At 38.2% G+C, this 21,483-nt stretch carries 23 protein-coding genes and 1 other annotated feature; of the genes, 16 read left to right on the top strand and 7 right to left on the bottom strand.

Going from position 1 to position 21,483, the window contains the following annotated elements; genetic code table 11:
* Positions 1-31: 31 nt before the first annotated feature.
* A complete protein-coding gene (locus IEV52_RS12905; RefSeq protein ID WP_188402931.1) occupies positions 32-937 on the top strand; it encodes an NAD-dependent epimerase/dehydratase family protein in 906 nt (301 codons plus the stop codon).
* Between the two features lie 164 nt (positions 938-1,101).
* Entirely contained in the window at positions 1,102-1,281 is a 180-nt protein-coding gene (locus IEV52_RS12900; protein WP_188402930.1) for a ComZ family protein, read from the top strand.
* A gap of 42 nt (positions 1,282-1,323) precedes the next feature.
* Here the strand turns inward: IEV52_RS12900 and IEV52_RS12895 are convergent, their stop codons facing one another.
* Complete coding sequence (locus IEV52_RS12895; RefSeq protein WP_188402929.1) at positions 1,324-1,623, bottom strand: YppG family protein; 300 nt, start codon at positions 1,621-1,623, stop codon at positions 1,324-1,326.
* A gap of 191 nt (positions 1,624-1,814) precedes the next feature.
* On the opposite strand from IEV52_RS12895, the gene IEV52_RS12890 reads away from it, so the two are divergent.
* The 3 genes from IEV52_RS12890 to IEV52_RS12880 all read left to right on the top strand — a co-directional run bounded on the left by IEV52_RS12890 (position 1,815) and on the right by IEV52_RS12880 (position 4,915).
* Positions 1,815-2,747: a beta-ketoacyl-ACP synthase III gene (locus IEV52_RS12890; RefSeq protein ID WP_188402928.1), complete on the top strand. Its 933-nt coding sequence runs from the start codon at positions 1,815-1,817 to the stop codon at positions 2,745-2,747.
* 44 nt (positions 2,748-2,791) lie between these two features.
* A complete protein-coding gene (gene fabF, locus IEV52_RS12885; RefSeq protein WP_188402927.1) occupies positions 2,792-4,030 on the top strand; it encodes a beta-ketoacyl-ACP synthase II in 1,239 nt (412 codons plus the stop codon).
* Between the two features lie 138 nt (positions 4,031-4,168).
* The gene (locus tag IEV52_RS12880; RefSeq protein ID WP_188402926.1) at positions 4,169-4,915 is read left to right on the top strand and encodes a YjbA family protein; all 747 of its coding nucleotides are present in this window, start codon (positions 4,169-4,171) and stop codon (positions 4,913-4,915) included.
* Positions 4,916-5,041: 126 nt separating this feature from the next.
* On the opposite strand, the gene trpS is transcribed toward IEV52_RS12880, so the two are convergent.
* Both trpS and IEV52_RS12870 read right to left on the bottom strand, forming a co-directional pair.
* Positions 5,042-6,031, bottom strand: a complete 990-nt coding sequence (gene trpS / locus IEV52_RS12875; RefSeq protein ID WP_188402925.1) for a tryptophan--tRNA ligase — start codon at positions 6,029-6,031, stop codon at positions 5,042-5,044.
* 57 nt (positions 6,032-6,088) lie between these two features.
* Positions 6,089-6,337, bottom strand: a binding site (T-box leader).
* A 26-nt stretch (positions 6,338-6,363) separates the two neighbouring features.
* Positions 6,364-6,735 carry a DUF3899 domain-containing protein gene (locus IEV52_RS12870; protein ID WP_188402924.1) on the bottom strand — a complete coding sequence of 124 codons (372 nt, stop codon included), beginning with the start codon at positions 6,733-6,735 and terminating at the stop codon, positions 6,364-6,366.
* 430 nt (positions 6,736-7,165) lie between these two features.
* Here IEV52_RS12870 and IEV52_RS12865 point away from each other — a divergent pair, with 430 nt between their 5' ends.
* From IEV52_RS12865 to IEV52_RS12840, 6 genes are all read left to right on the top strand, one after another.
* Positions 7,166-8,842: a peptide ABC transporter substrate-binding protein gene (locus IEV52_RS12865; protein WP_188402923.1), complete on the top strand. Its 1,677-nt coding sequence runs from the start codon at positions 7,166-7,168 to the stop codon at positions 8,840-8,842.
* Positions 8,843-9,082: 240 nt separating this feature from the next.
* Entirely contained in the window at positions 9,083-10,012 is a 930-nt protein-coding gene (gene opp3b / locus IEV52_RS12860; protein ID WP_188402922.1) for an oligopeptide ABC transporter permease, read from the top strand.
* Complete coding sequence (opp3C, locus tag IEV52_RS12855) at positions 10,012-11,034, top strand: oligopeptide ABC transporter permease (RefSeq protein WP_188402921.1); 1,023 nt, start codon at positions 10,012-10,014, stop codon at positions 11,032-11,034. Before opp3b ends, opp3C begins: the two co-directional genes overlap by 1 nt.
* A 15-nt stretch (positions 11,035-11,049) precedes the next feature.
* Positions 11,050-12,069 carry an ABC transporter ATP-binding protein gene (locus IEV52_RS12850; protein ID WP_188402920.1) on the top strand — a complete coding sequence of 340 codons (1,020 nt, stop codon included), beginning with the start codon at positions 11,050-11,052 and terminating at the stop codon, positions 12,067-12,069.
* The gene (locus tag IEV52_RS12845; protein WP_188402919.1) at positions 12,069-13,067 is read left to right on the top strand and encodes an ABC transporter ATP-binding protein; all 999 of its coding nucleotides are present in this window, start codon (positions 12,069-12,071) and stop codon (positions 13,065-13,067) included. Before IEV52_RS12850 ends, IEV52_RS12845 begins: the two co-directional genes overlap by 1 nt.
* 142 nt (positions 13,068-13,209) lie before the next feature.
* The gene (locus IEV52_RS12840) at positions 13,210-14,064 is read left to right on the top strand and encodes a DegV family protein (protein ID WP_188402918.1); all 855 of its coding nucleotides are present in this window, start codon (positions 13,210-13,212) and stop codon (positions 14,062-14,064) included.
* Between the two features lie 33 nt (positions 14,065-14,097).
* Here IEV52_RS12840 and IEV52_RS12835 read toward each other — a convergent pair whose 3' ends face one another.
* The 3 genes from IEV52_RS12835 to IEV52_RS12825 all read right to left on the bottom strand — a co-directional run bounded on the left by IEV52_RS12835 (position 14,098) and on the right by IEV52_RS12825 (position 16,780).
* Positions 14,098-14,637, bottom strand: a complete 540-nt coding sequence (locus IEV52_RS12835) for an HD domain-containing protein (RefSeq protein WP_188402917.1) — start codon at positions 14,635-14,637, stop codon at positions 14,098-14,100.
* 104 nt (positions 14,638-14,741) lie between these two features.
* Entirely contained in the window at positions 14,742-16,502 is a 1,761-nt protein-coding gene (locus IEV52_RS12830; RefSeq protein ID WP_188402916.1) for a UbiD family decarboxylase, read from the bottom strand.
* A gap of 98 nt (positions 16,503-16,600) precedes the next feature.
* Entirely contained in the window at positions 16,601-16,780 is a 180-nt protein-coding gene (locus IEV52_RS12825) for a hypothetical protein (RefSeq protein ID WP_188402915.1), read from the bottom strand.
* A gap of 129 nt (positions 16,781-16,909) precedes the next feature.
* Here IEV52_RS12825 and IEV52_RS12820 point away from each other — a divergent pair, with 129 nt between their 5' ends.
* The 3 genes from IEV52_RS12820 (at position 16,910) to spxA (ending at position 18,356) form a co-directional block, all read left to right on the top strand.
* The gene (locus tag IEV52_RS12820) at positions 16,910-17,524 is read left to right on the top strand and encodes a GNAT family N-acetyltransferase (protein WP_188402914.1); all 615 of its coding nucleotides are present in this window, start codon (positions 16,910-16,912) and stop codon (positions 17,522-17,524) included.
* A gap of 33 nt (positions 17,525-17,557) precedes the next feature.
* Positions 17,558-17,692, top strand: a complete 135-nt coding sequence (locus IEV52_RS22580) for a hypothetical protein (protein WP_268234774.1) — start codon at positions 17,558-17,560, stop codon at positions 17,690-17,692.
* Between the two features lie 265 nt (positions 17,693-17,957).
* Positions 17,958-18,356: a transcriptional regulator SpxA gene (spxA, locus tag IEV52_RS12815; protein WP_066245987.1), complete on the top strand. Its 399-nt coding sequence runs from the start codon at positions 17,958-17,960 to the stop codon at positions 18,354-18,356.
* Between the two features lie 91 nt (positions 18,357-18,447).
* On the opposite strand, the gene IEV52_RS12810 is transcribed toward spxA, so the two are convergent.
* Positions 18,448-19,113, bottom strand: a complete 666-nt coding sequence (locus IEV52_RS12810; RefSeq protein WP_188402913.1) for a TerC family protein — start codon at positions 19,111-19,113, stop codon at positions 18,448-18,450.
* A 321-nt stretch (positions 19,114-19,434) separates the two neighbouring features.
* On the opposite strand from IEV52_RS12810, the gene mecA reads away from it, so the two are divergent.
* Both mecA and IEV52_RS12800 read left to right on the top strand, forming a co-directional pair.
* Entirely contained in the window at positions 19,435-20,103 is a 669-nt protein-coding gene (gene mecA, locus IEV52_RS12805) for an adaptor protein MecA (RefSeq protein WP_188402912.1), read from the top strand.
* A 163-nt stretch (positions 20,104-20,266) separates the two neighbouring features.
* On the top strand, positions 20,267-21,433 hold the full coding sequence (locus IEV52_RS12800) for a competence protein CoiA (protein ID WP_188402911.1): 1,167 nt from the start codon (positions 20,267-20,269) through the stop codon (positions 21,431-21,433).
* Positions 21,434-21,483 lie beyond the last annotated feature (50 nt).

The following is a 21,483-nucleotide window of genomic DNA, read 5'->3' as shown; positions in this document are numbered from 1 at the left end:
AGAGGAGAAAAATGGAACTGGAGGCTCTTACATGAAAAAGGCATTTGTAACAGGAGCAGCAGGTTTTATCGGTTATCACTTGTGCAGCCGGTTGTTAGATGAGGAGATCGATGTAGTTGGAATCGATATGGCAGTTTCTCCAGACCGGATTGACTATATTGCACGCCATGCGGGATTTCAATACCTACCATATGAAATAAATGAAACAGATCTTGAACCTTATACAAACGATTGTGATGTTATCTTTCATTTAGCTTGTTCTGTAAAACCAAACGCACCATGGGCAAACATAGAAGATGAAGTGCAAAGACATGTATCAGTTCTGAAGAAGGTAGCCTTATCAGCTAATGAACAAACAAAATTGGTATACGTTTCTTCTTATGATGTATATGGGAAAAGACAAGGGGACGTTTTAGAGAGCTCACCTAAAAATCCTGAGACGCTGTTTGGATTGATCAAGCTTACAGAAGAAAATATGGTTAAACAATTAGCCGAAAAGCATAATTTTCCTTTTGTTATTATGAGGCTGCCAACTGTGTATGGGCCAGGACAGCCTGAACACCATACCTATCAACAAGTCATTTCGATTGAAGGTGAGCCGCAGCAGAGGGATGATTCAATTTCAAAAGATACAGTAACTGAAGACGTTCTGTTCGTCGAAGATGCTGCAGAAGCATTGTTTTTAGCAGGCAGATCTCCTTCAAAGAATGAGATTTATAACATTACAAGCGGGAACCAAAATCAGTGGCTTGAAGGATTAACAGAACTAAAAGCAGATAAACTCTCATTTAAAGAAAAAAGAAAGATGAGGATAAAAGGAGAAAAAGCTGAGCTTGAACTTGGATTCCGAGCCAAGACAAAGATAAAAGAGGGGATCATGAAGCAGATTATGCATTTTAGGAATAAAAAGACTAAACCAAATTCAAAAGAGATTTAATGGTAGAGAGTGACCATGGGCTAAAACGTCTGCATGGACACTCTCTTTTTTTCAGGTTCTATTTAAAATGTCTGCATAAGAAAAACAACGAAAAACGTTTATCCTTCACCAAAATTTATTTATAATAGTAAAGGTTATATTTGTAAAGGAGGCATACATACCGAATGGATACAGAACGCAATATGAAATTTATGCAGATTGCCATGTCACATCTGCCTGAAGCAAGAGATTTCCTAGAGAAAAAAGGCATCGAGCTTGGCATGGATGATATTCAGCCGATGCTTCAATTGTTAATGAATGTAATGAACGATGCATATGAACTTGGAAAAGAAGAGAATAAGTAAGAACTGCCAAAAGAAAAAGCCAACCTGCTCGGGTTGGCTTTTTTACTTCTTCTTAAACGCAGAAAAGATTGGCGAGATCTGTTGTGCGACTTTTACGGATTGGTCGATAACAGCAAAAATTTTATTATAGTCAAGTGAGCCTTCCTGCGTCCTGAAGGAGTGTAAAAATGGGCGTGGAAAAGGTTGCTGAATGGGCACTGGCATTCCTCTGAATCCAGGACCCCCAATGTGCTGAGGCGGCATACCTTGCTGCATATGCTGATGTTGGCTATGACCCATCGGAAAACGTCCAGGAAACTGCGGAGGATACATTGGCTGTTGTTGATGCTGAGGATTGTGCATTTGAACCACTCCTAATATCAATTTCACCAAACTTACAATTTTCTTCTATACAGGATATGCCCTAAGCTCTGTATTGGTGAAAGAAAAGAACTTTAACTAGACAAATTCTTTTGAATATCATAAAATTAGTACCAGGTCATAATATTTGATATAAAAAGATTTTATTAAAACTAAGCCAAAGGGGTAATGTTATGAATGCAGGAATCATTGGGATGGGAAGCTATATCCCGGAAAAAATTCTAGCGAACTCCGACCTGGAAAAAATGGTAGATACAAATGATGAGTGGATCAGAACTCGTACAGGAATCGTAGAGCGTAGAATTGCAGAAGAATCAATGACAACATCTCATATGGCAAGACATGCAGCAGAAGAAGCATTGAAAGATGCAGGAGTTTCTGCTGAGGATATTGATTTGATTGTAGTTGCAACCGTTACACCAGATAACCCGTTTCCATCAGTCGCCTGCCAATTACAAGATTATTTGGGTGCCAAGAATGCTGTAGCTATGGATGTAAGTGCTGCTTGCGCAGGATTTATTTATGGTTTGGTTGTCGCGAAACAATTTATTGAAACAGGCACTTATAAAAATGTTTTGGTCATTGGTGCAGAGAAACTATCGAAAATTACGGATTGGAAAGATCGTAATACCGCTGTATTGTTTGGCGACGGAGCTGGAGCAGCCGTTTTATCGCAAGTAAGTGAGGGACGGGGAATTCTTTCGTTCGAACTTGGATCAGACGGTACTGGTGCAAAGCATCTTTACCAAAATGAATTTATCCATATGAACGGTAGAGAAGTATTCAAGTTTGCTGTACGGCAAATGGGTGAGACTTCATTAAATGTTGTTCAGAAAGCAGGACTGTCTAAAGAAGACGTAGATTTTTTGATTCCTCATCAAGCAAACATCAGAATTATGGAAGCCTCTAGGGAAAGATTGGAGCTTCCGAAAGAAAAAATGGTCATTACCATTGATCGGTTTGGCAATACTTCGTCAGCATCAATACCCATGGCATTAAAAGAAGCATTAAAAGATGGTAAGATAAAAGAAGATCACACGATCGTACTTGTTGGATTTGGTGGCGGGTTAACCTGGGGTGCAGTAGCACTTCGCTGGGGAAGATAAGCTAAGGTCTAACAATCGTCAATAAAAGGAGAGTTGGTTTTACAATGAAAAAAAGAGTAGTCGTAACAGGCTTAGGAGCCGTAACTCCTCTTGGAAACAGTGTAGAAGAAACATGGAAAAAAATCGTTGAAGGTCAAAGCGGGGTAGGTCCCCTTACAAGAAGAAACGCAGAAAAGTTTCCTGTAAAAGTAGCAGCAGAAGCTACTGAGTTCGATCCAACAGACTTTATGGATAAAAGAGATGCACGCAGAATGGACCGCTTTACTCAATTTGCTGTAGCAGCTTCCATTATGGCGGTAAAAGACGCAAACTTAGAGATCACAGAAGAGATCGCTCCACGTGTTGGTGTATGGATCGGTTCAGGAATTGGCGGTATGGACACTCACGAAGAGCAGTTCCGTATTTTTGAAGAAAAGGGTGTAAGACGTGTAAGTCCTTTCTTCGTACCGATGATGATTCCTGATATGGCATCCGGTCAAGTTTCCATTACGCTAGGAGCTCGAGGAATGAACTCCTGTACGGTTACAGCATGTGCATCTGGTGCGAACTCAATCGGAGATGCATTCAAAGTAATCCAGCGCGGTGATGCCGATGTTATGGTAACAGGCGGTACGGAAGCGCCAATTACGGATATGGCTCTTGCTGGATTCTGCCAAGCGGGTGCGCTGTCTACTAATCCAGATCCAAATACAGCAAGCCGTCCGTTCGATAAAAACAGAAGCGGTTTTATTATTGGGGAAGGTGCTGGGATCCTAGTACTCGAAGAATATGAGTTTGCGAAAAAACGTGGTGCCAAAATCTACGCAGAAATCGTAGGTTATGGTGCAACAGGGGATGCGTATCATATTACACAGCCAGCTCCAGGCGGAGAAGGCGGTGCACGTGCGATGCGCCAGGCAGTTGAAGACAGCGGCCTAGCTCCAGAAGATATCTCCTATATTAACGCGCATGGTACTAGTACTGATTTTAACGATAAATTCGAGACTGCGGCGATAAAAGCTGTATTTAACGAACATGCCTATAAGATTCCTGTCAGTTCTACAAAATCTATGACAGGACACTTACTTGGTGCTGCTGGAGGGATAGAAGCGATCTTCTCGGTTAAAGCAATTCAAGAGAATATCCTGCCTCCAACAATTAACTATGAAACACCTGATGAAGAATGCGATCTAGACTATGTTCCAAACAAAGCAAGACAAGCGGAAGTGAAAGCTGTACTAAGCAACTCGCTTGGATTTGGCGGACATAATGCTTCACTTGTTTTTAAGAAAATTGAAGAATAATCGATATTTATTAACCCCGTTTCAATGTGGAAACGGGGTTTTTCACGCTTCGAGTTAATTACCTAATTTTAGAATAAAAAGGACAACCTCTGACTATACTGATTTTAAATACAAATCGGTAAAAAGTGAGGGGTACAGATGTTATACTTACGTGATGTTTGGGTCAACTGGTTTGAAGGAGAAGAGAATGGCTATAACGTTTGTGAGTTTCATGAATGGCGAAAAGACGACTACATCGAGTTGTTGGACCAAGTACCCATTATTAAAATAGAATCCACACTCTTTCACTACGTTGAGAATGATTTGAATGATCTTCCAGATGCACTTCTTGAAGAAGTTCACCAGAAAGCTTATGTCAGAAAGAATAACCAGCGCGTACAGCTAGAACACTGCTTTATCATTACTGATGAAAAGAAGTCTCTCATTGTTGATACAATGGGATATAGAATTCCAATCCGTAAGAGCAGACTCATCCCAAGACAAGAACAGCTTGTATTTGAAATGGCAGAACAGACGGAAACAAAAGTGTATACCTTCAGCGCAAAACAGATGAGCAAGGAATATCATATTCTTTCACCGAATCCAGACAGCATGAGAGGTTTAACACGTAAAGAAAGACAGTTAAAACAGCTTCTATTTATGGCACTGGACCAACTGCATTCGACAAAAAATGTTGCGGAAATGAGATACTGGTGCACAGAGTGGATGCCAGAGCAATACGGAAAAATTCAAAGAATGGATTTTGATGAAGCATGGGACGCACTTTATTGTGAGTTGAAAAGCGGATGGTCCAAGCAGCACATGGATATGTGTGAGCGATTAGTAAAAGGGCAGCCTTATTTCGAAAAGATTTGGGAGCTTGAAAACGGAACGCAAGTAAATTAAAAAACCAGCGGATGATCGTGAAGATCATCACCGCTGGTTTTTCTTGTCATGTAACAGTATTAATTGGATTATGAGGGAGAAGGAAAGGAAACATGGTTAAAAAAAGCTTCAAAGCTTATAAACAGATTACACGCGTTTGCGAGCTAATCCCATGGCACGTTCTGCTTTATTCAACGTTTTATTCGCCACACGATTTGCTTTTTCAGCTCCTTGATCAAGAATCTCATCTAAATCAGACGATTCTACATATTCCTTATATCGTTCTTGAATCGGTTTTAACGTATTAATAATAGCCTCTGCTACACCTTGTTTAAAGTCACCATACCCTTTGCCTTCATACTTCTCAACAAGAGATCTGATGCTTTCTCCAGTTAATTGTGAATAGATCGTCAGAAGGTTGGAAATACCTGGTTTGTTTTCTTTGTCATATGCCACAACACCATCAGAATCAGTCGTAGCACGCTTAATCTTTTTCATGATGACCGACTCATCATCCAGCATGGAAATAAAAGCATTTTGGTTCGGATCTGATTTACTCATCTTCTTTTCAGGGTCAACTAGCGACATGATTCTTGCACCTTCTGAAGCAATTCTTGGTTCTGGAATCACAAAAATATCACGATATTTCTTATTAAAACGTTCTGCAATGTCACGTGTTAGTTCCAAATGCTGCTTCTGATCGTCACCAACAGGAACGATTCCAGTGTTATAGAGAAGGATATCAGCTGCCATTAAAGGAGGATACGTCAATAACCCCGCTGATACAGCTTCTTTACCTGTAGATTTATCCTTAAACTGTGTCATGCGCTCTAATTCTCCAATATACGTAACACATTGCAGCATCCAACCCAACTTCGTGTGTGCAGTTACATCTGATTGGATAAAAAGTGTGGACTTCTCAGGATCGATTCCTGCGGCTAAGTATAGAGCAGCTAAATTTCTGCTGTTCTTTTTTAATGCAGCTGGATCTTGAGCAACAGTAATGGCATGCTGATTTACAACGCAAAAGTAGCATTCATGTTCATGCTGCAGTTCAACAAAATGTCTTAAAGCTCCAATGTAGTTGCCGATCGTAATATTTCCGCTCGGCTGTATGCCTGAGAAGATAACAGACATGGTTCATCTCTCCTTTTTTCTTAAAATCAATATAAAAAGGCCCACTCGTCGCCTATTGCAAGGGACGAATGGACCGCGGTGCCACCCTTATAATTCTCATATTAAAAATGAAAATCACTCAAATACGTACAGGAATAACCGATACGCTGTCCTTTATATCGTGCGGACATCTACACGTCTGAGCCTACTAAAGGTTCGGTCAGAATGCTCAAAAGCCCATTCCATCATGATCCACTGCCTGTTTGCACCAGCCACAGGCTCTCTGAAAGCTTCTCACCATGTACTCTTCTTTATCATCGCATGCATCATTATTTTTAAGTAGTATACACAAATTATAAAAGATATGCAACGGCAATGGATACAAAAGTTAAAAACAATCCGCTGTACAGAAACGATCTCATATAAGAAACGTTTACACGTTCTGATAAATGAAAATTGGTTTTAAACGAAATTTGTTCATCAATCTCAGGTGCACGTGAAAGTGCTTTAGATACTTTTTTAAAACTGTACGTGAAGAAATCAAAGAATCCTTCTCTGACAACATATAGGGCAATTCCGATCAGTGCTATAGAAACTGCAAAATAGAAAAGGGTGTTAATGTATTTTTCAAGGGTAAAAGGTCCAGGGGTGTAGCCAGCGACTCCTAAAGCTATAAAAATAGGGAAAGCTGATATCACTAGAATCCTTTTTACATATAAGTTCATCAAAAATGCCTCCACATAGTAAAAATTACACCATAAACATTTAAAAATGTACCACAGTTTTTCAAATATACCGTCAGACTATACTCCTATTGTAACAAATGAAATATAAAATTGACGAATTATCTTATTAAACCACACTGTTTATATCATCGTTAAAAATCGAGAATGTAATATTCATGCTAGTTTACACATATTTTTGGTAAAATATGTAGAATTATCAGAAAATAAGTCCTCACACAATATAGGTCTTAATACCTATTTTTTGTTAAAGAAAAGTAAATATCATGGGCTTTTTGTAAAACTCTTAAAAAAAATAAATGCACAATTGTTTGAAAACTTGTATAATCGAACTTGTAGATGAAACTGTCTGATAATTCTTGATGCTTTCATCTGCTAACAAATTAACAGGATAAAAAGGGGAGGTCGACTCATGAAGAAGTCAAAATGGTCATTGCTTCTTACGCTAGTACTTGCACTAAGCATGTTCTTAGCTGCATGTAGTGGTGGAGAGAAAGAAAAAGCTGGCGACAGCAAAGACGGCGAAGGTACAACATCTGAAAAGCCAGCAGAACCGCAAGTACTTAACATCCTTGATGGAGAAGAAATTCCTTCAATGGATTCATCTCTTGCAACGGACGCTGTATCATTCGAAGTACTTAACAACGTAATGGAAGGTTTATACCGTCTTGATAAAGACAACAAACCAACTCCAGGTGTTGCATTAAGCCATGAAACTAACGAAGATGGAACAGTTTATACATTTAAACTAAACCCTGAAGCTAAATGGAGTGACGGGTCTCAAGTAACAGCAAAAGACTTCGTTTACTCTTGGAGAAAAGCATTACACCCTGACACTCTTTCTGAGTATGCTTACATCATGGGACCTATTAAGAACGCTAACGCGATCCAAACTGATGGTGACCCATTATACGGTAAAGTTGAAGAGCTAGGTGTTAAAGCTGTTGATGACACAACTCTTGAAGTAACTCTTGAAGCTCCAGCTCCTTATTTCCTAGGACTAACTGGATTCGCAACTTTCTATCCGCAAAAAGAAGAGTATGTTAAGTCTCAAGCAGATAAGTATGCTTTAGAAGCTAACACACTTTTATACAACGGTCCTTTCGTACTTAATGAGTGGAAACACAACGAAGGATGGCAATATAAGAAAAACGATCAATACTGGGATAAAGAAAATGTTAAGTTAGACGAAATTAACGTAAAAATCGTTAAAGACCAAGCTACAATGGTTAACCTTTACGAAACAGGTCAAACAGATATCACTGGTCTGAGCATGGAATATGTAGATCAGTACAAAGATAACGAAGATCTTTACACTCGTGGAGAAGCAACAGTATTCTTCCTACGTTTAAACCAAAAATCAGAAGCTCTTAAGAACGCTAATATCCGTAAGGCGATCGACATGGCTTACGACAAGCAATCTATGGTAGATGTACTTCTTAACAATGGATCTGTACCTGCTTACTACCTAGTTCCAAGTGATCTAGCATCTAGCCCTGATAAAGAAGACTTCCGTAAGACTAACGGAAACTTTGGTGAATATAACGTTGAAAAAGCGAAAGAGCTTTGGGCTGCTGGTCTTAAAGAACTCGGAAAAGATTCTGTAGAACTTGAACTATTGAACTACGATTCTGATGGCGCTAAGAAAATGGGTGAGTTCTTCAAGAACCAACTTGAAAAGAACCTTCCAGGAATCAAAGTTAACATTAAAGCACAACCATTCAAGCAAAAGCTTGAACTTGAATCTAAAGGTGAGTATGACTTCTCTTATGCTGGTTGGGGTCCTGACTACCAAGATCCAATGACGTTCCTTGATATGTTCGTAACTGATGGAGCTCATAACCAAATGGCATACTCTAACCCTGAATATGACAAGTTGATCAACGATGCTAAGAAAGAAATGGATCAGAAGAAGCGTTGGGAAATGATGCTTGAAGCTGAGAAAGTTCTTTTCGAAGACCAAGCGATCTCTCCACTATACCAACGTGGTGTAACTGGACTTCAAAAGCCGTATGTAAAAGGCTTAGCTCATCACTTATTCGGAGCTGATGTTTCTTACAAGTGGGCTTATATCGAAGGAAAACAATAATTAGTTTTATTGAAAAATAGTAAATAGTTTTTCTCAGGAGAGTACATGTGTTCCTGACATGTACTCTCTTTTTTGCCTGTAAACAGAAGACTGGAAATATATATGTAATATTGAAAGATATCAGAAAATGTCGAAAAAAAAATATTTTCTATTGATATAAAATATTTTGTCCCTTAAGATAGATATTACAGAAAGATTTCAAAATATTTAAGTTTGAAACAATTGGGGGAGGTGTTTGTAATGTTGCGCTATATAACGAAGCGTGTTTTCGCTATGTTGTTAACACTGCTGATCATTGCAACGATTACATTCTTTTTAATGAAATTATTACCGGGTTCTCCTTTTAACAACCAAGAGAAGTTAAGTGAGTCCCAGCGTTACGCTCTAAACGAAAAATACGGGTTAAATGACCCGGTGCCTGTTCAATATATTAACTATTTAGGAAAATTGGCACAGGGTGATTTAGGATATACGTTTCAGTTTGATGGACGTACCGTTAATTCTATGATTGTAAATGGTATGGGCCCATCCGCTACAGTAGGATTTGAAGCATTACTATTTGGAACCCTTGTTGGCTTGGTATTAGGTATTGTAGCAGCACTCAGACATAATTCATTCATTGATTATGGAGCGATGATCTTGGCTGTTTTCGGTATTGCAATTCCTTCATTCGTATTTGCAGGACTTTTGCAGTATTACGTTGGGGTTAAACTTGAATGGCTGCCAGTAGCCTTCTGGAATGGTCCTGAGTATCACATTCTGCCGGCATTCTCTCTATCCGTAGGAGTTATTGCTACTGTGGCACGTTTTATGCGTACTGAAATGCTTGAGATTTTAGGTACTGACTATATTCTAATGGCACGCTCTAAGGGTATCAGCAAAAACGCAGTTATCATTAAACACTGTGTACGTAACAGTATGATTCCAATTATTACGATCCTTGGACCTATGGCTATCGCGCTAATTACGGGGTCTTTAGTAATAGAAAACATTTTTGCAATTCCTGGTATCGGTGAACAGTTTGTTAAGAGTATCAACTTAAATGACTATCCAGTGATCATGGGAACTACTTTATTCTATAGTTTCCTAATCGTTGTCATCATTCTAATCGTTGATATTCTATATGGAATTATTGACCCTCGAATTCGCGTGGCAGGAGGTAAATCATAATGAGCATGTCAGAAAGAAAACTTACACCTGATTTATTTCGCCCTGCAAATTTAGATTCAGGGAAGAGTGAGGAAATATCAAAACCAAGTTTAAGTTTTTGGCAAGATGCATTTAGACGTTTAAGAAAAAATAAAGGTGCTATGATTGGCCTGTTTGCAATCGTCTTTATCATTGTATTTTCACTAATTGCTCCATCGCTTAGTAAATATGGCATGGATGATCAAGAACTAATGAGAGCAAATTTGCCTCCAAAGATTCCTGGACTTGAAAAAGTAGGTTTTTTAGGAGTAGATGGTGTTGATATTCGTGGAGTCGATCAATATGAGATGAAAAATGTTCCAAAAGATCAAAACTTTTGGTTTGGTACAGATACGCTGGGCCGTGACCAATGGGTTCGTGTTTGGAAAGGAACTCAAATCTCTTTATATATCGCGTTTCTTGCAGCAACAATCGATTTAATTGTAGGTGTGGCATACGGTGGAATTTCTGCATTTTATGGCGGAAGATTAGACAATGTGATGCAGCGTATCGTTGAGGTGTTAGTTGGTATACCGAACCTGGTAGTTATCATCTTGTTCATTATCATACTTGACCCAGGGATACTATCCATTACACTGGCACTCGTAATAACCGGTTGGATAGGAATGTCACGAATCGTCCGTGCGCAAATCCTTTCATTAAAGAGCCGTGAGTTTGTTTTAGCCTCTAAAACACTAGGTTCATCAAATGGACGATTGATTACTAAACACCTTTTACCAAACACATTAGGTGCAATTATTATTACAAGTACGTTTACTATTCCGGGAGCTATTTTCTTTGAAGCATTTCTAAGCTTTATCGGACTTGGAATTCAGCCGCCAACAGCTTCACTAGGGGCTTTAATTTCAGATGGGTTTAGATCTTTAAGAATATACCCTCACTTAGCGATCTATCCAGCATCGATCATGTGTATTCTCATGATCAGCTTTAACTTGCTTGGTGATGGTTTGCGTGACGCGCTTGATCCGAAGATGAGAAGATAGGAAGGAGATTTTATAATGGAAAAATTACTAGAATTAGATAACCTACATGTCTCCTTCCAGACGTATGGGGGAGAAGTTAAGGCCGTCCGCGGCGTTAGCTTTACATTAGAAAAAGGTGAATCACTTGCAATCGTTGGTGAATCAGGTTCCGGAAAATCCGTTACTTCTAAGTCAGTAATGAGATTATTACCTAACAAAATTGGTTTTATTAAAGAAGGCGCAATTCGCTTCCAAGGAAAAGATCTTGCTAAAGCGTCTGAGCGTGAGATGGAAAAAATTCGTGGGGCTGAGATCTCAATGATCTTCCAGGATCCGATGACATCTCTTAATCCGACGATGACAATCGGCAAGCAGATCATGGAGGGTCTTCGTAAGCACCAAAACATGAGTAAGAGTGAAGCGAAAGAACGTTCTATTAATTTATTAAAATTAGTAGGCATTCCTAACCCTGAGCTGCGTGTGGATGAATATCCTCACCAATTCTCAGGTGGTATGCGTCAGCGTGTAGTTATCGCAATTGCACTTGCGTGTAACCCTAAAGTGTTAATCGCTGACGAACCTACAACTGCATTGGATGTAACGATCCAGGCACAAATTCTGGATCTAATGCGTGACCTGCAAGATAAAACGGGTACGGCTATTATCTTAATTACACATGACCTGGGTGTTGTTGCGAACTTGGCTCAACGTGTTGCTGTCATGTATGGCGGTATGATCGTTGAGACTGGAACGGTAGACGAAATCTTTTATAAACCAAAGCATCCATATACTTGGGGACTTCTGGCTTCAATGCCAAAACTAAACGCTGAATCAAAAGAATTATTGGCGATTCCTGGTACACCGCCTGATTTGATGAATCCTCCAAAAGGATGTCCGTTTGCAGCGCGTTGTCCATATGCAATGGAAGTTTGTGTGGAAAACATGCCTGATGCGACTGATGTTTCTTCTACACACAAAGCAGCTTGCTGGTTACTAGATGAGCGAGCGCCAAAAGTAGAACCGCCGGAAGAGGCAGTAGTTGGGGGTGCGCGATAATGGCAGTAGTGGAAAGAGAAAAATTACTTGAAGTTAAAAATCTAAGAAAATATTTCCCAGCTGGAAAAAAGGGCGTACTGAAAGCAGTAGATGATGTTTCTTTTGATATTTACAAAGGTGAAACACTTGGACTTGTAGGCGAATCCGGGTGTGGTAAATCTACGACTGGACGTACTATTATTCGCTTGTATGATGCTACTGAAGGTGAAGTATTATATGAAGGCGTAGATGTACACGATAAAAAATCTCGTTCTGAATTAAAGAAATTCAACCGTAAAATGCAGATGATCTTCCAAGATCCGTACGCTTCATTAAATCCGCGTATGACCGTAAAAGATATCATTGCTGAAGGAATTGATATCCACGGTTTGGCAAAAACAAATAAGGATCGTGACAACCGTGTTTACGAACTTCTTGAAACAGTTGGTTTGAATAGAGAGCACGCAAACCGCTATCCGCATGAATTTTCAGGTGGGCAGCGTCAGCGTATCGGGATCGCACGTGCCTTGGCGGTAGATCCAGACTTTATTATTGCTGATGAGCCGATTTCAGCACTAGACGTTTCTATCCAAGCCCAAGTTGTAAACTTGATGATGGAACTTCAAAAAGAACGAGGGCTTACGTATCTATTTATTGCCCATGATCTATCTATGGTTAAACATATTTCTGATCGTGTAGGTGTAATGTATCTTGGTAATATCGTTGAGCTGACAACTAGTGATGAGCTTTATGAAGAGCCTCTTCACCCATATACGCAAGCACTTTTATCAGCGATTCCAGTTCCGGACCCTGAATTAGAAAGAAGCCGTGAGCGTATCATCCTTGAAGGCGATGTACCAAGTCCGATCAACCCTCCTAGCGGATGCAGATTCCGTACACGTTGCCCGCACGCAATGGATGTATGTGCTGCAGTTAAGCCTAAATGGCAAGAAGCAAGAGAAGGACATTGGGTAGCTTGTCACCTGTATGACGAAGAAGCTGTAAAGCAACAGAATTAACACATTTTAAACGATCTCCTTTATTACAGGAGGTCGTTTTTATGTTAAACTAATAAAAGTGTGTAAAGCGGATACATTGATGCTATAACGAGATTTTACACATCCCTAATAATTTTAGCAGCGGTAGAAATGGGGTTAAAAGGTGAAACTTAGTTTTGTAGTGGATAGTGCAAGTGATATTAAAATAGATCAGGAAAAATTAGAAGCTCCTTTAACAGTTGTACCCTTAAATGTTCAATTTGGTGACGATCATTATTTAGACGGCGTTACTATCACAGAAGATGAATTTTATAACCGAATGGCAAGAGAGCCTGAGTTGCCGAAGACAAGCCAGCCGTCTCCTCAATCTTTTTTTGAAGCGTTCCAAAAAGAGGTAGAGAAGGGTTATCATGTTATCTATATCGGGATATCTGATAACTTAAGTGGCACTGTTCAAAGTGCAACAATCGGAAAAGGGATGCTTGCCGATGAGGAACAAGCAAGAGTATCGATTGTTAACTCAGGAACTGCTTCAGGAGGCATGCAAGTTTTGCTTCATGCTGCTGTTGAAATGGCTAATAAAGGGTATACAATTTCTGAAATTCTTGAGCGTTTAGAGGATATGAAGAAAGATGTAACAGCTTATGTATTGCTAGAAACGATCGAGAATGTAAAAAAAGGTGGAAGAATTTCTGCTGTTCAAAGTGCGATTGCGGGGATGCTGAACATAAAGCCAATGCTTTCTATACACGATGGAATTGTTGAAACGATCGGTAAGTTTAGAGGAAGTAAAAAAGGCGTCCTGAAGGTTAAAGAAATGATTGATGATTGGAGAAGCGAAAACCCAGACAAAACGTTGTACTTGCTTCATAGTTATCCCTCAGTTGAAAGAGTAAAGCAAGAATTTGAAGAATTGTTTTCATTCTCAAAATTTCCAGAAATAAATTTTACACGTTTCGGTAGTACGATTGGGACATATGCAAGTGAAAATGCAATAGGGTTTATCTATTATAAATAAAATAAGAATATTATTAAAACACTCTTTTCCTTCTTAGGAAACAGAGTGTTTTACTTTTTCTTCTTCATGATATTCATCTACCATTTCATCTAATTTTTTGATCATGGTTATTGCTTTGCTATCATTAACGGTGCGATAATGGTGACTTCCACCTGGTTCCTCGTCAGCTTCATCGGCTAGAGCCACAACTCGCTGGAGTGGATTTAAATTTAGAGATCCTGCTGGTAAGTATGAGTCTGTGTGAAGTAAAATAGCCAGTGCAATTTCTTTAGCACTCTTACGGTCCTCGCCTAATGAAACTAAAATACGATGTGCCCGCTCTGCTCCTTTAATGGCATGAATATCGTTTTCTTTATACATGTCATAGTCCCAGTGGCCATTTTTATACCATGTATAATGTCCAATATCATGAAGGAATGCAGCTTTTGTAGCCAAATCAGGATTCACACCATACTTAAGTGCAAGACGATAGGCGTGGTAAGCAGCTGAAATTGCATGAACCATACCAGAACGTTTTACATACTTCTGTACATGAGGGTGTTTATATAAGTCTAATAAAGTAATGTTTCGCATAAGAATTCTCCTTTCTGTAAAAATGTATATTGTTAAATACTTTACCACCGTTTGGACAATATATCAACTTAAAAATATAAAAAAGAAGCGAATTAACGCTTCTTTTAGTTTTTAAAATATTCATTCCACCGATCGGTTACTTTTTTATCAATATCTTCCCTTGTTTCAACAACATCCGGATAAAACGGCTTCATTCTCGCATCAATGATAATAGTTCCTTCATATTTAATACGGTTTCGATCTATCGTGCTTTTTGCGTAAACATCATAGGCAGGATCGAATCGCGTAAAAGTCGTCCATAGAAACTCTGCTTGAGAAGAAGCAATTGAAGCATCATCAACTAAAAAGACTAATAGCCAATCTTTAAATGCATCATGGCTGTTTGTTAGCAAGTGTTCAGCAAAGTCAGGTGCTTCGTCAAATGATGGCCCGCTAACAGTTAAGCAGCCGCCGCAAAAGACACCAACATTGTCAATGCCAGAAATCGTTCCTCCATCATATACTCGTTTTAGTTCACGAACCGGTTCACCAAGTCCTGTCATAATGGCTTTAGAACCTGTATTGAATTTTCGGCCAGTATAATCAAGAGTATCCATGGAAGTATCATGAATGATCAAAAGATCTCTTTCTGGTAAGAAGCGTTCTAGAACACCTTCAGCAAGCTCTGCAAAATTTTGCAGATTTACAGGTTTGTTCGTTACCATTAAAAATTTTGTGAGTGTTAGCTGACCTTCTCCCATAATACGGAATGCATGTGCTAAGCCTTCCTTATAATAGGATTCACGTACTACTGCGCCTGCTAGTGCATGAAATCCAGTTTCAGCATATGTCCATAGATCACGTACACCGTTCATTACTACAGGGAACAACGGGCTCATCAAACGCTGCAAATACTCACCGATAAAATAATCTTCCTGTTTGGGTTTTCCTACAACTGTAGCTGGATAGATAGCATCTTTTCTTTTCCACATTTTATCAACATTGAAAACAGGGAAGTCGTGAGCCCAAGAATAATAGCCATAATGATCACCGAACGGTCCTTCAGGTTCTCGGACATGAGGCGGCACAACACCTCCAAAAGCAAATTCAGCTTCTGCGATTAACGGATGCGGATATCCTTCTACATGGGCGAGACTTAATTTTTCACCCATCAGCATAGATGAAAACATCAGTTCAGGTACAGCTTCAGGAAGTGGTGCTATGGCACTGATCATCAATGAAGGAGGCCCGCCCAAAAATAGTGTTACAGGCAGAGCTTGGTTCTTTTGTTCAGCTGCATAATGATGGAATCCGCCACCTTTATGAATCTGCCAGTGAATGCCCGTTTTGTTTTCTTCCTTAATTTCTATTCTGTACATACCAAGATTGTGTTCATGCTTGTCGGGATGTTCTGTATAGACAAGCGGAAGAGTAACGAACGGATTACTGTCTAAATGCCAGCCGGTTAACGCTGGCAGCTCTTTCATATTTACCTTTGTTGTAAATGTCTCCAATAAAGGAGCTTTATTTTTGCTGACCTTTTTTGTTCCGAGTGATAATACGTCCTTGATCATCCCTTTTTTCTTCCATAATACAGATGGAGATGGAGGCATTAGCTCATCGATTGATCCTACAAGGTCTTTTACTAGCTGTTCGGGTTTCGGACCAAAAGCCATATCCACGCGTTTTATAGTACCAAATAAATTGGTTACAACAGGAATGTTTTTTCCTTTTACATTTGTAAAAAGCAGTGCTGGCCCTTCTTCTGAAATAACTCTTCTGTGGATTTCTGGTATTTCTAAATATGGATCAACTTCCGCTCGAATTTCAATAATATCTTTTTCTTGTCTTAACTGATCGATAAATGTTCTAAGGTTTCTATGCATTTGTACACCTCTATTATGTATGTTACCCTTGTATTATAAAGCAGTTCGAACTGAAAATGTAAAAAAACAACCCAAAATTCACGGGTTGTTTGATTTCTTTATCTTCTTTTTACAGGACTCCAATTTTCTTGAAAAGACTTCGATTTATCCACAAAATGTGAGACTTTTTTACCGCCGAACAATTTAACCGCGATGACTTGGGAAATGGTTCCCATCAGTGCTGTAATACCAACTACACAAAGAGCTAATAACATTAAATCGGTAAAGAATGAAATCAAATGAGGACTCCTCCTTTTAACAACGGGTTCATCACGTACTTCTTTCTTTATTGTATCTCATGATAACAAAGGAAGAAAGAGGGAAAACTATAACTAATAACCATAATTTAAGGAGCTGATGGGGAAACAATGAATTGGTACGAGAAGTTGAATCAATATTTTCCGATTGAAGAGATGAAATCAAAGGAACACATGGAACTTTTACTCGATGAGAAAAGTGATATTTATCATAAGGATGAAGGACCTCATCACGTTCTAATGTACGTAGAGCTTCCTGACTTTGTTTTTATCGATTATTTGTTTGTATCTAAAGATGCACGAGGACAAGGGCTTGGTCATAAACTTATTGAAAAATTAAAGGCAAAAGGAAAGCCCATCATACTTGAAGTTGAGCCTGTAAATTACGAAGACACAGATACTGAAAAAAGACTTCGTTTTTATACGCGTGAAGGATTTGAGCATGCATCGAGTATCGGATATAGAAGACGTTCTCTCGCTACAAATGAAGTGAATGAGATGGAAATTTTGTATTGGTCGCCAACTGAAGAATCAGAAGAAACTATTTATGAAAACATGAAAAAGACGTATAATGAAATACACACGTACAAAGATAGTGAATTGTACGGTAAATCTTATCAGCCCGCAAGTGAAGTATTAACTCTTGATCAAGAGAATGCGGTTCCAAAACCTGAGCTGATACAAGATGAAACATCAGATCCGACAGGCAAACCAGCTTCTGAGTAATTTATTTTCCTTGTTAAAGGAGGATGAGGCATTGTGAAACAAAAAGACAAAAAGAAGAAAACGAAGCGGGAGTTATGGAAAGAAATGCTTAAGAAGAATCTAAAGAATTTCAAACCAAACATCGCTAGGAAAGGTCCTGCATCACAAGTGAAGAAAACAATCGCATAAAAAAGAGTGGCCTTACGCCACTCTTTTATTTTTTTATGTTTTATGAAACTTATCTTTGGGTAATACGTCTATATATATGTAGAGAATCGGAACGTTATGTAAGGTGACTTGTATACGTATTACATTTGTATGACAAATTCGTAAAAATGTACAAAAGTCTGTATAACCTCTACCGAAAATGTAAAATGTGTAGTATACTATGAATGATGATTTAATAACTTTTTTAAAGTACCTAAATCAGAGAGAGGGGAAGGAGAGATCCACTATGGTCACATTATTTACTTCGCCGAGCTGTACATCATGCCGTAAAGCAAAAGCATGGTTAAAAGAGAATGACATTCCTTATCAAGAAAGAAATATTTTTTCAGAACCTTTATCAATAGAAGAAGTTAAGCAAATCTTGAGAATGACAGAGGACGGGACAGACGAGATTATTTCTACTCGTTCTAAAACGTTCCAGGAACTTAACATTAATCTTGAATCCATGCCTTTGCAAGATTTATACCAATTGATTGCAGATCATCCTGGATTATTGCGAAGACCGATTATCCTTGATGAAAAGCGTCTACAAGTTGGTTATAATGAAGACGAAATTCGCCGTTTTCTGCCAAGAAGAGTGCGCACGTTTCAGCTTATGGAAGCACAGCGTCTTGTAAATGAATAAAGAAAAAACTTCCCCTTTTTTAAGGCGGAAGTTTTTTTATGCCTGATAATAAAAAGTCCTGCTTATTGTAGGACTTTTTTGGTTTTTTTATCTATCTTGAACGCTTTTTAAATGAATTTGTAAGAACTCCTGCAAGTATAACCCCAATGATTAAAAAGATATATATACCGTATTTCAAGAAGTCGTTTCCTTCAAAAAAGGAGTGGATCATTTTTTCTTCGATGATCATACCTGCTGCTGTAAATGCCAGAACTCCGGCCCCAATGTAAATTAATACAGGGAATCTCTCCATAAAGTGCAATATAATTTTACTTCCCCATATAATAATGGGAACAGAAACTAATAGGCCTATGACTACTAAAATAATATTTCCATGTGCTGCACCAGCAACAGCCAGTACATTATCAAGTCCCATTGCAATATCGGCAAAAACAATTGTTTTTACTGCATCTGATAAGTTTTTTCCAGCTTTAACATCCAGTTCCTCATCTTCTTCTAAGATCAGCTTGTAAGCAATAATAAGAAGAAGAATACCGCCTGCAAGATACAAGAAAGGAATATTTAACAAGTAAACCGCTACAATGGTTAGTACTACTCGTACAACGATAGCAAGTCCAGTTCCTAAGAAGATGGCTTTATTTCTTTGTTTTTCTGGTAAATTTCTGCTGGCAAGAGCAATTACAATAGCATTGTCTCCGCCAAGAAGGATATCGATTGCAATAATTTGCAATAAAGATATCAAAAATTCTGTTTCCAAACGTAAACCCCCCGTTTGTAATGAAATTTCAGTTGTATTATGGTACAATATGTTAACCTTAAAGACCATTGAATTATAGTCCAGCTTGGCCTGTCGAGTCAAGTTGAGAGCATTTCTTTCAATATCTTTTAGGTGTAAAAAAGGGCAGTTTATACAGGCCTTTTTTATTTCCATATTTTCCGTTTTGTCATAGAATAAGGTACAAGAGGTTTAATTGTGATTGATGTATTTTTCGATGGAGAATAAAGGAAATATGATTTGCTTTTTTCTAGGGGTATTTATCCCTTCACGAACAAACCGGAGAGAAGGGAGAGAAGCAGAATGGAAATTGAAAGAGTGAATGAGTTCACCATTAAATTTTTCATTACGTACAGAGATATTGAAGATCGCGGTTTCGACCGTGAAGAAATATGGTCTGATCGCGAAAGAGGAGAAGAACTTTTTTGGGAAATGATGGACGAAGCACATCAGCAAGAACAGTTTCCATTAGAAGGTCCTCTGTGGATTCAAGTACAGGCTCTGGATAAAGGTCTTGAAATCATTGTAACCCGTGCTCAGATGTCTAAAGACGGTAAAAAGATTGAGCTGCCTATAGGCGAAGATAAATTGGATTTACCAGTTGATCAAAACATTGAAAAGATGTTGGATCAACAATTTCAAGCAGAAGATGAATATGATGAACTGGAAGAAACAGAAGAGGATTATCTATCTTTCCTGATTTCTTTTGGCGACTTTGAAGATGTTATTTCTTTAAGTCATACGATTGATTCTTCATCATTTGAAAATTCGCTTTATCACTTCGAGGGTAAATATTATTTGTACGTCACATTTAATGTAGATACTTCAGATCGTGAACAAGATGATTTATTAGCACAGCTTCTGGAATATGGCAACGATTCAGACCTATCTGTATACCGTATACAAGAGTATGGAAAAACAATTGTTGCTGAAGGTGCTTTAGAAGACGTACAAAAATATTTTAAATTATAAGATATAACCGATTTCAGCTACATTGAAATCGGTTTTTTGTTTTTTTACGAGAGTATTTTTCTTAAAATTAAAGTGTTTATTATTCAGAAATCACAATTAGAACATATGACATTTGATTCATCTTCTTTCATCATTAAAGTGAGAGATGAAAAGAGGTGACATTTTGCTTGTAGCGCTTTTTAATAATCAGTTTGTAGATATGGTGGGGAAAATTACAAAGGAAGAATGGGATTCAAAAAGAAAAACAGGGAAATTGGTATGCCCGGTTTGCAAAAATAATGTAATTCCAAAATGCGGTACAAAAAAGACATGGCACTTCGCTCATCAGTCTTATGAACAATGTACAGGATTACATGAAACAGAAACAAATTATCATTTACTTGGAAAAAAGGGGCTATATAAGTGGCTTGTCCAGTTACAGCAAGAACCGATAATAGAATTCTATCTGCGTGATATTGCTCAGCGTCCTGATTTGTTCCTTGCTCAAAATAACCAAGCTATTGAATTTCAATGCGCAACTATGAGTCCAGATCTTTTAAGAAGTCGAATTATGGGTTATCAATCTCTTAACATTCAATCTGATTGGATATTTGGTTTAAAACGTTTAAGGCAAAAAGGTGGATCACTCTATTATATTCATAGCACAGATCTTGCATCAGCAAAGAAAGATCACGATGGTAATTTGTATCTCAATTACTTTTGCCCGCTTCAACAACAATTTGTGCTGCTAAGAAACATACTCCCGCTTTCTCAAAAAAAAGCAGCTGCTGATTCTTATGTATTTTCAATAAAGAATGTTCCACAGGCTGATTGGCTTTCAAAGACTTTTGGTAATGAATCAACCAATCATCATAATGATTTATGGTTAAAACAGAAGACAACCTGGAGAATGACAGCTTTTAAGAACATATCTCCTGCTGTAATGTACGTTAAAAAGGTTCTGTATTTTAATCACCACTCTTTAACATTATTTCCTTCCATAGCAGGTGTACCTTCTAAAGACTATTTTTTATTTGAAACCTCCCCATATCTGTGGCAAACTTATCTCTTATTTTTTATTGAGAAAACGCAAACTCAGTCATTCCGTATTGAATTTCTGATTAATGAGTGTAGACGATTAATGGAAAAGCGGATTTTTGTGGTCAGACAATTTCCATACCTAGAAGAAAGCTTTGTGGAAGCTCTTGATGGGTACCTCAATTTTCTAGAAGAAGCAGGCTACATTATAAAAGTGACGGATGGAACCTATAAAAAAGTATGGAAAACTCATTATCCAAAAACCCTTGATGAGGCATTGAAACTTGACAAAATTTTCTGTGAAAAGATGTAATTTTTAACTTTGTATAAGCATTTTCTGGTAATATGAAGATATACATAAGG

Source organism: Fictibacillus barbaricus (assembly GCF_014635025.1).
Classification (GTDB): domain Bacteria; phylum Bacillota; class Bacilli; order Bacillales; family Fictibacillaceae; genus Fictibacillus; species Fictibacillus barbaricus.
The sequence above is the reverse complement of the archived record's forward strand: the minus strand, read 5'-3'. Positions and strand labels throughout refer to the sequence as shown.